11 protein-coding genes and 1 pseudogene are annotated in these 14,965 nt (G+C 59.6%); 7 read left to right on the forward strand and 5 right to left on the reverse strand.

Going from position 1 to position 14,965, the window contains the following annotated elements:
* Position 1: 1 nt before the first annotated feature.
* The 4 genes and pseudogenes from HZ994_17875 to HZ994_17890 all read right to left on the reverse strand — a co-directional run bounded on the left by HZ994_17875 (position 2) and on the right by HZ994_17890 (position 5,918).
* Positions 2–4,090 (reverse strand): hypothetical protein, encoded by a 4,089-nt coding sequence (locus HZ994_17875; GenBank protein QTN34108.1) that lies wholly within the window; start codon positions 4,088–4,090, stop codon positions 2–4.
* A 41-nt stretch (positions 4,091–4,131) separates the two neighbouring features.
* Complete coding sequence (locus tag HZ994_17880; GenBank protein ID QTN34438.1) at positions 4,132–4,572, reverse strand: helix-turn-helix transcriptional regulator; 441 nt, start codon at positions 4,570–4,572, stop codon at positions 4,132–4,134.
* Positions 4,474–4,869: pseudogene (locus tag HZ994_17885) on the reverse strand (PAS domain S-box protein). The gene HZ994_17880 and the pseudogene HZ994_17885 overlap by 99 nt, the downstream one beginning before the upstream one ends.
* Positions 4,870–4,964: 95 nt before the next feature.
* Entirely contained in the window at positions 4,965–5,918 is a 954-nt protein-coding gene (locus tag HZ994_17890; protein ID QTN34109.1) for a phosphotransferase, read from the reverse strand.
* A 144-nt stretch (positions 5,919–6,062) separates the two neighbouring features.
* Here HZ994_17890 and HZ994_17895 point away from each other — a divergent pair, with 144 nt between their 5' ends.
* Together HZ994_17895 and HZ994_17900 are read left to right on the forward strand one after the other, a co-directional pair.
* On the forward strand, positions 6,063–7,229 hold the full coding sequence (locus tag HZ994_17895; GenBank protein QTN34439.1) for an aminotransferase class I/II-fold pyridoxal phosphate-dependent enzyme: 1,167 nt from the start codon (positions 6,063–6,065) through the stop codon (positions 7,227–7,229).
* Positions 7,230–7,259: 30 nt separating this feature from the next.
* Positions 7,260–8,021: a CAAX prenyl protease-related protein gene (locus HZ994_17900; protein QTN34110.1), complete on the forward strand. Its 762-nt coding sequence runs from the start codon at positions 7,260–7,262 to the stop codon at positions 8,019–8,021.
* Positions 8,022–8,120: 99 nt separating this feature from the next.
* Here the strand turns inward: HZ994_17900 and HZ994_17905 are convergent, their stop codons facing one another.
* Entirely contained in the window at positions 8,121–8,909 is a 789-nt protein-coding gene (locus HZ994_17905) for a hypothetical protein (GenBank protein ID QTN34111.1), read from the reverse strand.
* Between the two features lie 146 nt (positions 8,910–9,055).
* On the opposite strand from HZ994_17905, the gene HZ994_17910 reads away from it, so the two are divergent.
* From HZ994_17910 to nuoD, 5 genes are all read left to right on the forward strand, one after another.
* Positions 9,056–9,922, forward strand: a complete 867-nt coding sequence (locus tag HZ994_17910) for an ABC transporter ATP-binding protein (GenBank protein QTN34112.1) — start codon at positions 9,056–9,058, stop codon at positions 9,920–9,922.
* A gap of 9 nt (positions 9,923–9,931) precedes the next feature.
* Entirely contained in the window at positions 9,932–10,852 is a 921-nt protein-coding gene (locus HZ994_17915) for a hypothetical protein (protein QTN34113.1), read from the forward strand.
* Positions 10,853–10,858: 6 nt separating this feature from the next.
* On the forward strand, positions 10,859–11,842 hold the full coding sequence (locus HZ994_17920) for a hypothetical protein (GenBank protein QTN34114.1): 984 nt from the start codon (positions 10,859–10,861) through the stop codon (positions 11,840–11,842).
* A 69-nt stretch (positions 11,843–11,911) separates the two neighbouring features.
* Positions 11,912–13,615 (forward strand): hypothetical protein, encoded by a 1,704-nt coding sequence (locus HZ994_17925; protein ID QTN34115.1) that lies wholly within the window; start codon positions 11,912–11,914, stop codon positions 13,613–13,615.
* Between the two features lie 70 nt (positions 13,616–13,685).
* On the forward strand, positions 13,686–14,942 hold the full coding sequence (gene nuoD, locus HZ994_17930) for an NADH dehydrogenase (quinone) subunit D (protein ID QTN34116.1): 1,257 nt from the start codon (positions 13,686–13,688) through the stop codon (positions 14,940–14,942).
* Positions 14,943–14,965 lie beyond the last annotated feature (23 nt).

Here is a 14,965-nt window from a genome sequence, read left to right on the forward strand (position 1 = left end):
ATCAGGGATTGGATTCCAGTAGGTAGAAGGCTTTGTTGTCCGGGGAAGTGAAGCGGAACTCGAGTTTCCCTGCTGGATTGATTAGGGTTTGCGGAGCGCTCATGGGAAACGCTGTGAATGATGTAAGGTTGCTGGATTTCCTAACTCCGATCGTGAGGGTAAATTCACCCGTAGTGGGATTGCGTGCAAGCAATGGGCTGGGGACATGCAGTGCACCGAGCTGTGATTGGGTGAAAAGCCCAGCCGCATTACTGCCGGACATCAGGCTGGCGACGAGGTCCGGCTGCGCGATGGCGTAATCAAAGCCAAGCTCACGCAGTTGGTATTCTGCCAAATCACTCAGTCCATCGTTATCAGAATCCACAGTGGCGGAGAGGACCAAAGAATTGGCCTTGAGGGGGATGCTGACAGTCCCCAAGGCACTTGTGTAAGCAAGCGTGGCGGTTTTTGCTCCGGCGGTGCTAGCGCTGAAACGCAGAATCATCTGAACTGCGGGCGCCAATGGCTGGAGGGTCGCAGGTGTGGTTGCGACGAGCGAAAATGCTGCCGCATCTGGGCCAGAAATCGTGGCAGAACAGCCTGTGAGCGGGCTGGTGCCGGGATTGGAGACGAAAAATGTCAGATCAGCCGTGGTTCCGGAGATCACAGTCCCAAAGTCGCGGCTTTCCCCGCTGAGTATGGGATTACTCTCAGGCTGGGACAGCAGAAGTTGAGGGGTGAGCAGCAGGTCGTCATCAAGGATCTCTATCGAAGTAGTGCTGGGCGCGCCTGTGGCCGTGGTGGCATCGACTGGCACCAGCTCTAGCACAATGGATTCTGCCGATTCATGAATCGAGTCATTCAGGACCGCGAGTGGGACGATGAGCTCTGTATCTCCCGAGGGTATGGTGTGGACAACATCAGGAAGGGTGAAGTCGGAACTACCGCTGGCAGTGCTGGCAGAAGACACATCGATCTTGAATTGGGAGGGAATGTCCGTTTGTCCGTTGCGCTGGATGCGTAGCTCGACGTTGCCAGTGTTTTCCGGAACGCTGACGGGTAGGTTTTGGAAGGAAATCACAGGATGGTCGGGATCGTCATTCAAGAGTGTGACTTTTGCCGAAAAGGTGGAGATTTGCAGTCCAAAGGCGAGGGAGAGATCGATGTAAAATGACTCGTTCGGCTCAAACGTCCGATCCCCGAGGATATTGACAGAGTAGGTTGCTGCAGTGGATCCCGGGGGGAAGTCGATCACGCTTTCGTCAGATTTGAAATCCTCGTCGGCGATAGCTGAGTCACTGCGGGTGCTGCAGGTAATGTGACTGCGGAGTTTGCTGGCGATGGAGAGGTTGAGGGTGAGATTGAGCGTCTGGAAATCGTCGCCTTCCGAGAGAGTTGCATCGGCGAGGGAGACACTGGGAAATGGGTCGTTGTTTTTGATTCTGACGGTGAAAGTATTATTCGCACCTATGCCTATGCCGCCCGCCTCCACGAGAGTGAGGGCGAAGGACTCTCTGTCTTCATGAAACGGGTCGTCAACAATGGTGTAAGTTACGGATTGGGTGAGCACACCGGGCAGGAAGGTGAGAGTGGTGGAATTGGCACCGAGGTAGTCGCTGCCACGGGTGGAGTTGATGTCAAGCGCGAGGACTTTGACCTCCACCGTGCCGACTCCGCTACTGCGCTGCACGGTGGCGGTGATGGTGCCCACATCTTCGTCAACCAGCACACCGGAAGCCGTGAAAGTGACGACTTGGGCGGGCAAGGTATCGTCGTTGAGGACGGTTCCGATGGCAGGCGAGGAGTTGATGGTTTCAAATACACCGGGGTTGGCAGTGGTGAGTTCCAGGGTGGTGCTGAGCGAGAATGTTTCATCCGGCTCGTAGGCATTGTCGCCACGGATCGGCACTTGGATTTGAAAGACAGAAGGCGAGACGCTGACAACGCTTGGCGTTCCTGTGTCCGTAAAGTCGGTGGGATTTACCCCAGTTCCGGTGACTACGGCGGCTTGGCGGGCGATGCGTTCACATGGCCGTGAGAGCGCGGCGGTAAAGGTGGCGATGGGGGTGGCACCTTCGTTTCCTTCCAAAATCGTGACGGGCGTGATGGCAATGGTGGGAGAGGCATCGTCATCGATCAGATTGCCGATCTTGGGAGTTGTATCGGCAGAACTTCCGTTAGATGGTTCGCTTAGCGAGATGCTGATGGACTCGGTCTGTGGTTCATCGATGTCGTCCTGGAGGGCGTTAAGAGTGATGGTTCGCGATGTTTGGCCGTGGGCGAAATTGACGGTGCCATCGGGTAGATCGGTGCCAGTCAGCGACCAATCGCTGCCTGGGGTGGCGGTGGCGCTCAGCGGTGAGGTGATGACCCGTACGGAGGTGGCGCCATTGCTGCCATTGATTCGATTGATTTGGAGGATGGCGCTTTGGCCCTCTGCGGCGGATATAGGATTGTTGGTGAGGACGAAACGGCCGGAGCTAGGAACCTGAGCGGGCAGCGAAACGGGGCTGCAGTGGGGGCCGGCGGGAAGGCTTGAGCTTGTGGCGATGGCGGTGATCAGTTGGCCAGATGAAGTGCCGGGGAGAGTGGCTGATAGGGTGGCGTTGCCATTGGCAGCCGTAGTGACCGTTTGGCTACCTAACAGATCCCGGGGGCCGGGATTGATCACACCACTGCGGTCGCTGAAGAAATAGATGGTGAATGTTTGGTTAGGGAGGCTGTTAAAGCTGCCTTGGACGAGCGTGGAACTGGTGCTGGGGCGGTAGACGGACGTCAGCACAGGGGCGTTTAGCAGTGCATTCGGGCCGCTATCGGGATCGAGGTTGTCGTTCGGGGCATTGGCGGTGGTGGTCGGCGTGGGCGCCAGCAGGATCGGTGGGCCGCCGAGGATGCCGGTTATGGAGTTCTGGGAAACATCCGCATAGGTATCGAAGGCAGGAATGGAGCGCAGGCCGGGGGCGGTTGCCGTGTAGGGCGTAGAGGATGTGAGCGTGATGCCAGCAGAGGCACAGTTTCTCAGAATGTTATCTCGGCAAGTGATGGGCGCAGATGATGTGATATCGATGCCTCTTCCGGGAAATGTTTCGATCCCCGCCGGGCTTATGCCGATCTGATTGGCGGTGATTTCCACTGCTGGAACGGTGTTGTTCGCGTGGGAGAAGATTTGAATGGCAGAGCCTTGGCAATGGAAGAAGTTCGAGGAGATACGAGTGCTGAGATCATCCTGCGTGCTATAGAGGTCGTCATAGGTGATGCCGACTCCAGAGAGGGCGTTGGGGGTTCCGTTTTTTAGGAATCCGAAAACATTGCCGAGGATGTCGCAACCTACCGGTTTTGGAAAGCAAACGATGCCCCGCGTCGCTCCAGCGAAGTAGTTGCTTTGCGCAGGGGTAGTTCCTCCGACCCGGGTGGCTCCCACATTCAGGAAAAGATGGGTTTGGTTGGGAGGTGCCTCTCCCGGGAGAAATACAGCTCCGGTTCCGTCAGCAGATATCCCGAAGTGGTTGTTTTCGATGATGGCATTGTATGAATTGATGAGTATGGGAGCAGCGAGAACATTGCGGAAGGTGTCGCCGGGTTGGCCGAGGCGGAAACGGCGGGCATTGCTGGTAATGCCGGTGCCGTTGCCGCTGGCGACCAAGATCCCATTAGGGGGCAGGTAACGACCGTTGCTTGCGACGCCGATATGGCAGTTGAAGATGGAGGTATCGGATGCATCCACCTGAATGCAGGAAGTGCCGGTGGCGGTGTAGGCGATGCGAAGACCGCGGATGGTGGATCCAGCGGCACCGGCACTCAGACGAAGTAAGGATGTGCTGTTGCCGTTGCCGAGAATGGTGAACCCAGGGGTGGTGGGGGCGCTTCCCAGGCCTGCATCACCGACGAGATCCACGGTATCAGTTATGACTGGAAGCGCATTGGAGTCGGTGATGAAAATCTGCCGTGTGTCGCACCGGATCTGATCGGGGCCTGGTCGAGCATTTGCATCGGAAATCGCCTGACGCAAAGAGCCAGCTCCGGAATCATTGGCATTGTTCACCAAGAAGGTAGTCGCGCTGGCATTGGCGGAGATAAGAACCGCCAGAATGATGTTGGAGCGAAGAAACATCTCGCCATCTTCCCAGAAGCAGCGAATTTGGAAAATACGTCTTAGGGCGTAGTTTGGTCGGTAATTGCTTCTATGGCGATGAGGCTGGCTGCGCCTCGCTTTTCGACGCTGAGTTTTTCGAAGACATGCTCCATGTGTTTTTTTACCGTGCTTACAGTGATGTTAAGAATGATGGCGGCTTCGGAATTTGATTTTCCCTGAGCGACCCACAGCAGGACTTCGGCTTCCTTGCGGGTGAGTCCGAGATTGATCAATGGCTTTGGATCGGAAAAGTCCGGCAGGGCGCGGACCGGTTTGTAGCCTTGTATGTGAGTGAGTGCCTGATGGGCGAGGTTTTCCTGCGATGGGCAGGATGGGTCTGAGCGGAGAAGTCTGCGTATGAGCTCCTCAGCTGCTTTGAGATCCGTCACATCATGGTGGACGACGGTGACTTCATGGAGTGATCCGTCCGAGTTTTTTACCGGGTAAAGTGTACCGCCTATCCAGCGGACGGAGGTTTCTCTGCCGCGCACAGGAAAAGGCAGTGGGGGGATTGTGACGACGTTTCCCTCGAAAGCGCTGAGAATGAGTTTGTCCGCCCCGCAGGTTTTGAAGTTCGCGTCCTTGAGTATGTTGAATGCGTAGGCTTCTTCGTCGGTGTAGCCGAATAGAAGTGACCAGGCTTTGTTGAAGCGAATTGTTTGGCCTGAAGGGTCGAACGCCTGGGTGCTGATCGGACTGTGATGGAAAAAGGCATCCCATGCAAAATCGGTGGTATCGGATCTCAGGATATGTCTCACGTGATACGGATTACATTTCTACGCGTAAAATGTCCGAATTGGGAATGATGTCGAGGGTGAAAGCGGAATGCTTCCAATGGGAGGAGACCATTTCTCTACGGGAAATGCTTGTTGAGAATGGGGGTGAGGATAGGCTCGATGGAGCTATTCCTGATGACAAATCGCAGGGACTTCACAGCAACGGGGATGTGCTGGCGGTACCAGTCATCGCCCTTGTTCGTGAGGATGTTGCCAAACGCCCCCAAGGCCTGCATCAGGCGCTGCGCTGCGCATTTGTGGAACAGGGATGTCTCCGGGCGCTCGTCGGAAATGTCCTCCCAGAGATCCAGGAGTTGTTCGCGCTCGTCCCCGGAGTGGTCCATGTAGGGATCGAAAATGAGCGAGGCGAGGTCGTATTCCTGGCGTCCCCGGCGTAGCCCTTGGAAGTCGATCATGTAAAGCTTGCCGTCCTTGATGAGGAGGTTCTGGGATTGGAAATCACGATGGACGAGGTGCTTGTGGGATGCGCCCAGCTTGGCGGCCATCTCGGTGAAGGCCTCGTTTTTCTCCAGCGCGACCGGACTTTCTCCAAGGAAATCCTCGATGAAGTGGTCGAAGAAATACCGTTGCTCCCAGCGGTAGAGATCCGCATCGAAGGGCGGCATGAGTTCCAGGTCGGCAGGCACCTTCGCGTAGAAAAGCCGATCCACCTGCTCCAGAGCGGAGCGGTAGAAGGGGAGGCGCTCCTTGAACGGCCTGTCCTTCAAGGAAAGCAGGTCCACATCCCCCAAATCCTCGACGAGCGCGACGTTGTGCTGGGAGCGGTCGTAAAGGATTTCCGGCACATTGAAGCGCGCATTTATGAGGAACTCCGCGATCGGGACGAACTGCTCATTGTCCTCCCGCTCGTCGGTCCAGTGGATGCCGATGAAATCGTCGTGCACGGGTGTTTTCACCCTCACGATGGTGCGCCCGGATGCCCCCCGCTTGATCGGGATCATGGTGATAGGCGTGGTGGGATCGACCTCCAGGTATTGCCTTGCGGTGGATAGGATGGCTTCGGTGGACATGGGCGGCGGAATCCAACACGGGATCTTTGCTTTATGGAAGAGGAAAGGCAGGCATGGAAAGCAAAGGATTGCCCGGCCAAGATGGGATTGACGCGGCGGGGGATGGCGGGTTTGATTCGCGCCCCGCTCCCGGGCGGCCTACCCATGGATTATTCAGCGAAAATAGCGCGCCACGTGGCCTCGATCCCGAGATCCGGGATCCGGGATTTCTTCGATCTCGTCATCGGTCGCGACGACGTGATCTCCCTGGGCGTGGGCGAGCCGGACTTCGTCACCCCCTGGCACATCCGGGAGGCTGCGATCTATTCGCTCGAAAAAGGCCAGACCACCTACACCGCCAACCTCGGCCTCCTGAGCCTGCGGAAATCCATTTCCAAATACGTCGGCGGATTCTTCGATGTGGACTACGACCCCGCGAAGGAAGTGCTCGTGACGGTCGGTGTCTCGGAAGCCATCGACATCGCACTCCGCGCACTGCTGAACCCCGGCGACGAGGTGATCTACCACGAGCCCTGCTACGTTTCCTACTCGCCGAGCATCGTCATGGCCCACGGGGTCGCAGTTTCCGTGGAGACGACCAAGGAGGATGGCTTTTCCCTGAAGCCCGGTGCGCTCGAAAAAGCGATTACGCCGAGGAGCCGGGTGCTGATGCTGAATTTCCCGACCAACCCGACCGGAGCCGTGGCCTCCAACGAGGATCTGGAGGGGATTGCGAAACTGGCCGTGAAGCACGATCTCATCGTCCTGGCGGATGAGATCTATTCGGAGCTACGCTACGACGGGATCAGGCACGTTTCCATCGCCTCGCTTCCGGGGATGAAGGAACGCACCATCCTCATGCATGGCTTTTCGAAAGCCTTCGCGATGACAGGCTTTCGACTCGGCTATGCCTGCGCACCACAGCCCATCATCGAGGCGATGATGAAAATTCACCAATACTCCATGCTCTGCGCCCCGATCATGAGCCAGAACGCGGCCATCGAGGCGCTGGAAAACGGAACCCCTGCCATGGAGAAAATGAAGGACAGCTACCACCAGAGACGAGATTTCCTGGTGAAGCGACTCAACGAGATCGGCCTCGGATGCCACACCCCCGGCGGCGCGTTCTACGTGTTCCCGGACATCCGCAGCACTGGCCTGTCCTCAAGGGATTTCGCCATGCGCCTGCTCGAACAGGAAAGCGTCGCCGCCGTCCCCGGCGGAGCCTTCGGGCCAAGCGGCGAGGGCTTCCTCCGCTGCTGCTATGCGACCGGCATGGAGGATCTCCGCACGGCGATGGACCGCATGGGGCGCTTCGTCTCGAAACTTTGAATTCCTAATCTTTAACCCTGAGAAGAGCCATTGGATTCCGATCTGGAGAACCCGGACAAGCTGACGAAGGCGCATGTGGTGCCTTTCGGGGTGTTCATGGTGTTCCTGATCCTGCTGCAGCTTGCGGATGTGTTTTTCGGAATGGAACACCCGAAAGCGCCTTGGTGGCAGCAGGATGTGGCGCAGTGGATCTACCCGATCCAGACGGTCGTGGTGCTGGGCTTGCTCGCGTATTTCTGGAAGTTCTTCACGTTCGACTGGAGCCTGAAATGGTCTCTCGCCGGCGTGGCCTTCGGTGCCGTTGGCATCGGTTTCTGGCTGCTGCCGACCACGCTCTACGATCACTGGCGGCTCTCCGGCGAGACCGAGGGTTGGATGAAATGGCTCGGCATCGCCAAGCGCGACGACGGTTTCGATCCCGGGATTTTCGAGAACCCCGCAGCCTACTGGGTCTCGCTGGCCATGCGCTTCCTGCGGGCGGCGGTGGTGGTCGCGCTGGTGGAGGAGATTTTCTGGCGCGGCTTCGTCATGCGCTTCTGCATGGATTGGGAAGGGGACTACTGGAAGCAGCCCTTCGGCCGTGCGCACTGGAAAAGCTACGCCATCGTCACAGGACTTTTCATGCTGGCACATGCGCCCGTCGATTGGGCGGGGGCATTCGTCTATGGCTCGCTCACCTACCTGCTCTGCGTCTGGAGCAAGAGCCTCGGCGCATGTGTGGTCATGCATTTTGTCGCGAATTTCCTGATGGGCATCTACGCCATGGCCTACGGGAAATACGGCTTGTGGTGAGCATCGCCCACGGCCGCTTTCCGCAAAAAAAACCAAGCGAACGGATGTTCGCTTGGCGATTTGTCGGGCGCTGCGGCCTTGTGAGGGTTCGGGGATGGTTCACTTCAGCGTGACGGTGACATCGTCCTTGGTCTCCATCTTGATGCCATCGAGTTTTGCGAACTCTGCCTTGGCGGCAGCCATATCGGTCTTGGCGGTTTCAGCGATCTTTTTGATGGCGTCACCGTGGTCGAGCATCTTGCCGACCTGGACATCCATGAGGGTGATCGCGTTGCCATCGACATAGCTGGCATTGGTCTCGGCGATGCCATCCGCGATGACCAGTTTCATGGAAACGCGCATCTCCGCAAGCATCGGCTTCATCATCGCCATCTGCTGGGGATCCCCTCCCTCCGCATCGTCCATGTTCAGCTCATCGAAATCCGCAGGCGGGACGATGATCTTGAGCTTGCCGTCGGCATATTGGAATTTCGCGCTATCCTTATCCTTGCCCGCCTCCGCCGGTGCCTCGCCGTCGCCTTCCTGCATGTCATCGACGGCATCGCCGGGGCTGACAGAGATCTTGTTGATGTCCGCGAACTTGTAGTGGATGCGCGCGCCCTTGCGGCCGTCCTTGTCGATCATCTCTGTCTTCACGTATTCGACTCCCTCTCCCATCGTTGCCAGCTTCTTCCTGGCTTTTTCCTCCTTGAACATCTCTGCAACCGGATCCGGCTGCCCCGGCTGGGCGAACTGGGTCATCATCGCCATCATCTGGGCACCCAGCAGGGTTTCCTCGACGATGGTGCCGCTGCCGTCCTTGTTGAGCGTGATCGTGGTCTCACTCTGGAAGCAACTTGGCAGCGCGAGCGCAGCGAAGAGTCCCAGGGCGAGTTTGGCTGTTTTCATCAATCGCTTTTTCATAACAAACCACGATTAGCCGATGGCAGGGCGGCTGGCAATTACAGAAGCGCAGCGATTTTGGAACGGTCACCATGGATGGGGCGGAAAGGAATTGCATCACGCGGAAAGCTCCATCACCTTTTCCCCTGTCCATGACCGAAGCCACGCCAGCCGTAGAGATCCGCAATTTGGTGAAGGATTTCAAAACCTCATTCAAGCGCCAGCCGCTGCGGGCGGTGGACGATGTCTCGATCCGCATCATGCCCGGCGAGGTCTATGGTCTCATCGGCCCGAATGGTTCGGGGAAATCCACGACGATGAAGGCCTTGCTCGGGCTGGTCGCGCCGACTTCCGGGGATTGCTCGATTTTCGGAAAAGACTCGCTCAAGGTGGACTCGCGCAACGAGGTTGGATTCCTGCCGGAAAACCCCTATTTCTACAAGCACCTGAGCGGCGAGGAGACTCTGAAATTCTATGGCAAGCTCTGCGGCATCAAGGGCGCAAAGCTCGGCGACCGGGTGAAGGAACTCCTTGAACTCGTCGATCTGGCCGGTGCCAGCCACCGCCGGATCGGCGGCTACTCGAAGGGCATGCTGCAGCGCATCGGCCTGGCGCAGGCGCTGATCCAGGAGCCGAGGCTGGTGATCCTCGATGAGCCGACGGCGGGGGTCGATCCGGTGGGTTCCAGGGAAATCCGCGACCTAATCTTCAAGCTCCGCGAGCAGGGCATCACGGTATTCCTTTGCTCCCACCTCCTTGAGCAGGTGCAGGAAGTCTGCGACCATGTCGGAATCATTTTCCGTGGCAAGATGGTGAAAGAGGGCAGGCTGGACGATCTCATCGCCATCGAGGACCAGACGGAAATGGTGATGAAAAACGCCAGCCCGGAGCTTGTCGCCAGGATAGGCGCGCTTATCGCCGAAGACGGCGCCGCGGAACTGGTGCGCAGCGGCAAGCCGAGGACGACGCTGGAGCGGCTGTTCCTGCGCGAGACCCGCAAGCGGGAGGACTCCAACTGATTTCACGAAATGAACGCGCTCTCTAACATGCTATCCCATGCTTCACGGATCGGCGTCATCGCCCGGCACGCCTTCACGCAACTGGTGCGGATGAAGGTCTTCTATTTCCTCGCCTTCTTCGCTGTCATCCTCATCGCCAGCAACTTCTTCAGCCTCCCGCAGCACGTCGGGCCCGAGTCCGAGGGGGTGCGCGTGCTCCGCAACATCAAGAGCTGGTCGCTTGGCGCGATGACGCTTTTCGCACTGGTGATTTCCGTCGTCTCCACCGCCCTGCTGCTGCCCAAGGACGTGGAGGACAGGACTCTCTACACGATCCTTGCCAAGCCGGTGCCGAGGCTCGATTACCTCGCCGGGAAGCTCCTCGGCGTGCTTCTGCTTGTCTTCGTCTCGCTCGCACTCATGGATCTCCTGATGACAGGCGCCCTGCAACTGCGGACCAACATGATCCTCACGGAGCAGGTGGCCCTTGCGGAGTCCAGGGGCTGGCCCGCTCAGGACATCGCCATCCTCAGGGAGGAAATCCTCTCCCATGGGCCGACGGCCTCGCTGCAGGGAGCGGTCTTCTCCGTGTTCCTGCGGGCTTCCATCATCGCCTCCCTGGCGCTGCTCATCTCCACGTTCTCCAGCAGCACGCTTTTCACCACGAACATCTCCTTCCTGATCTATTTCATCGGCCATTTCCAGGCGGACGCCCGCTCCGTTTTCACGGGCGGCGGGGACGGCACGGGCGATGGCCTGCTGATCCGCGGCGCAAGCCTGCTGTTCTCCCTGGCGATCCCGGATTTCCAGCTCTTCAACGTCATCGATGCCGTCATCGAGGGGCAGGTGATGCCGCTCGCGATCCTCCTGAAGCTCACGCTCGTCGCGCTTTTCTACTTCGTGTTCTATGTGCTCGCATCGTGGTTTGTCTTCGCCAAAAAGGAATTCTGAAAACCCATGACGCAGGGAAAACGGTATATGGTCCTCGCCGCCGCAGTCCTTGCGATGGGGGCGGTGCGCATGCCTTTCGAGAAAGGGTTGGACAATGACCTGCGCGCCTCCGGCCTGCTGCCGCCCAGGCTCGAGGTGCGGACTTCGGATCGCATCGGCCAGACGTTTTTCGCGGTCTCCCTGGGCGGGATGAGGACTCTGGTCGCAACCATCTGGAACCTTCGCGCCTTCGGGTTTTTCAACGAGCAGAAATGGGAGGACATTGAGGAATGCTACGATCTCATCGTCGATCTCGCGCCCCGCACCCGCTACTACTGGGACACCGGCAGCTGGCACCAGGCATACAACGAGGCGTCCTATTATCTCTACGATTCCACGCTGCCCGCATTGCGGCGCAAGCAGGCATGGAAGGACTCCATCCTCTCGGGTCGTGCCTTCCTCGAGCGCGGCATCCGCAATAATCCGGGCGATTCCGTCCTCTGGGAGAGGCTCGGCTACCTGCTTTCCGACTCGAACAAGATCTCCGCCTTTGGGGACCCGGCCAAGGCCTACCAGGAATCATATGATGCCTACATGACCGCGGTGGAAATGGGCAACTCGCGCGCGCTTACCTCTCGCTTCGCCCTCTACTCCCTGGCGCGCGTCCCCGGCAGGGAGAAGGAGGCGCTGGCAATGGCAAGGAGGCTGCACGCTGAGCAGAATGCGAACACCGCCACCATGCTCAGCCTGCTCTACACACTCGGCTACCATGAGGATCCCGCACAACCCGTGGACAAGCTGATCGACTCCGTTTTCCCTAGCCGTGAAAAGGCCTACGAGATACTCACCGGCCTCTGGGAGCGCACCCGCGACCGCTACCCAGTGTATGGCGTCGCCCAGGCCATCACCTTCCTTGAGTCCGAGCTGAAAGTGCCGCCGGCGGAAAGCGTCCTGAAGCGCGAGCTGCTCCCGCCCATGTCCCCGGAGGATTACTTCCGGCAGGAGGAATGAGCGGCAGCCGCTTCCGCCGTTTTTCCGCAGGTGCCGGGAAATCGCTTGTGGCATTCCCGAAAGCTTCCCATGCTAGCGCCGATCAATCCCTCCTTGAACATGTCCGGCGACCATCCTTTTCAGCAGCTCTTCGAAACCTTCGGGAAACCGCCCGCAGCCCACTCGGAATCCGTGAACCGCGAGGCGCGCGAAACCCTCAGGGAAAAACTCTCCGTCCCGATCGAAAGCCCCGGCCATTTCATCCTGCTCAAGGCTCCGCGCGCCGGGCACGGCAAGACGCACCTTCTCACCAAGCTCCTCCACGATCTCGGCGGCTCCCATGAGTTCATCCCCCTCCATGCCACCGGTGGCAGCCGCATCGATGCCCTGACAGTCCTGGAGGACACCCTGCGCCGCCTCGTTCGCCCGCTTCCCGCCGCCGGCGGCCTTACGGTGCTGGATCTGGTGGCAAGGCGGCTTTTTTCCTCCTCCCTCCAGCCGCTCGTGAACTCCGGCGAGGTGCCATGCCAGGATCGCGAGGGTGCCCTCAGCGCCCTCCGCAGCCGCCCCGTCGAGACCTTCGATTTCCACCATCCCGCCGCCGTCACCGCCCACTGGGCCCGGGAAAACTTCGAGCTTCTGGGGCCGCGCCTTTCGCTGGAGCTCGCCCAAAGAATCGGCCTGCCGCTGCGGGAGGTTTCGTTCTGGGTGGACACGATGTTCCGCTTCGCCGCGACCCCGATCGACAATCCCGGAAGAGTGCGCGCCCTTGCCGCACATGTTTTCGACTCGCCGTCCGCAGAGTCGGCCGCGCACGAGCGGCTCGTGGCGCTGCTCGGACTCATGGGCTCCCAGATGCGGGTGGTGCTTGTCGCCGATGAGCTGGAGGGCTTCTCCTCCGACGAGGCGGCTGCCCTGCGCTTCGCATCCTTCCTCGGCTCGCTCCGACAGTCGGTGGAGCGCGCGGAGGTCATCCTTTCGGTGAACCAGGATGTCTGGGAAAGCGCCTTCCTGCCGCGCCTCAGCGGTGGCTTGGCGGACAGGCTTTCCGAGGTCACCGTGGAGCTTGCCCCTCTCGACAGGAGGGGGATGCTGGCCATCATCGAGTCCCGCTCGCCCGGCATGGGCGAGAAAATCCTCGGCAGTCTGGGCGAGGGCCATCCCCCCACCTATGCACGCGGCATCATCAAGGGAGCCGCAGAAAACTGGGGTGGAACGCCCAAGGATGAGGCCGCCATTCAGCCGGTGGAAAAACCGCAGTCAGGCTTCGCCGTGTCAGATCATGCCGAAGGCATTCCCGCGCCAGCAACGCCTGAACCGGCTCCGCCCAACCTGGAATCCACGCCAAACGCCTTTCCCGAGCCTGTTGTCGCCGCGCCTGCTCCGGCTTTTCCCATCGCCGCGGAAGCCCCCTCAAGCGCTGTCGCCCCACCGCAGCCGCCGGTATCCGCCCCTGCGGTGGAGAATCCGATCGAAGTGCCCACGAATTTCTCCCCGGAGGCCGCCATCGCGGCATACCAAGGCAACTCACCAGCGGTGCAGCCGCTGGAAAATCCCTTCTCATCCTCGCCGGGCGCCGATGCTGGTGCTCCGCCCGCCAACTTTTCAGCCCCAGCTCAGCCCGCATTTTCGTCGGAACCGCCGCATCAGGCCGATCCACGGCCGGAATCCCCGGTTGAGGCGTTCCAGGGCGGCCCGGCAGACCTCCCGGAAGATGCTGCCGAGAAACCGGCTTCCACGGATAGGGTCGATGACCTGCTGCGCCAGTTCCGCGAGCGCTACGGCAAATCCTAGGTTTTGAAAAAACCGATAAAGCCCTTGCGATGGGGGGCGCTTTGGGTGCTTATTGCCCGCAAGCGAACATATGAGCATTTCCACCCAATATGAGGCCCCGGACACCTTGGGGAAAGCCGCCAAAGCCGTGGAGTCCTATCAGGAAGAAACGGACGATCTCGTAGGCGAGCGCATGGTTCTGAACATGGGGCCGTCCCATCCCGCCACCCATGGCGTCCTTCGCCTGATCCTTGAGCTGGACGGCGAGGTGATCCACTCCGCAGATCCCGATGTCGGATTCCTGCACCGCGGCGACGAGAAGATCGCGGAAAACATGCACTACAACCAGTTCGTGCCATACACCGACCGGCTCGACTACCTCGCCCCGCTCGCAAACAACGTCGCCTATGCCTGCGCCGTGGAGAAGCTCATGGGCTGGGAACTCCCGCCTCGCGGCCAGGCGCTGCGCGTCCTTTGCTGCGAGCTGGCGCGCATCTCCGCGCACATGCTCGGTGTGGGTGTCTGCGCCATGGATGTGGGTGCGATGACGGTTTTCCTCTACACCTTCACCGAGCGGGAAAAGATCTACAACCTCTGCGAGCAGCTCACCGGCGCGCGTTTCACCACCTCCTACACCCGTGTCGGCGGCCAGCTCCGCGACATGCCTCCGGGCTTCGATGCCGCCGTCCGCACCTTCCTCGAGGAGTGCGAGGTCGCCATCGGGGAAATCGCCAGGCTCCTAGACAACAACAAGATCTTCCGTGACCGCATGATCGACATCGGAGTGATTTCCAGGGAGTCGGCCATCTCCTACGGCATGACGGGCCCCAACCTGCGGGCATCCGGGGTGGATCGCGACCTGCGGAAAAACAGCCCCTACCTCGGCTACGAGAATTACGACTTCGACATCCCCATCGCCGATGAGGGCGATTGCTACGCCCGCTACCAGATCCGCATGGAGGAGATGCGCCAGTCGATCCGGATCTGCCGCCAGGTGCTCGACACCATGCCGGCCGGGCCGGTGAACATCGCCGACCCGAAAGGCATGCTCCCGGCGAAGGAGCGCGTGATGATGTCCATGGAGGAGCTGATCCACCATTTCATCGTCGCGACCCAGGGCATCGACGCCCCGGAGGGCGAAGTCTATTTCGCGGCGGAAAACCCCAAGGGCGAGCTGGGTTTCTACATCCACTCCAAGGGCGGCGGGGTGCCGAACCGCCTGAAAATCCGCAGCCCCTCCTTCTGCAACCTCTCCATCGTCTCGAAACTCCTCAAGGGACACATGGTTTCCGATATCCCAGCCATCCTCGGATCGCTTGACTTCGTGATGGGGGAATGTGACCGTTAGGCCGTCCGCTGAATGGATCCAAC

Source organism: Akkermansiaceae bacterium, assembly GCA_017798145.1.
Taxonomy (GTDB): domain Bacteria; phylum Verrucomicrobiota; class Verrucomicrobiia; order Verrucomicrobiales; family Akkermansiaceae; genus Luteolibacter.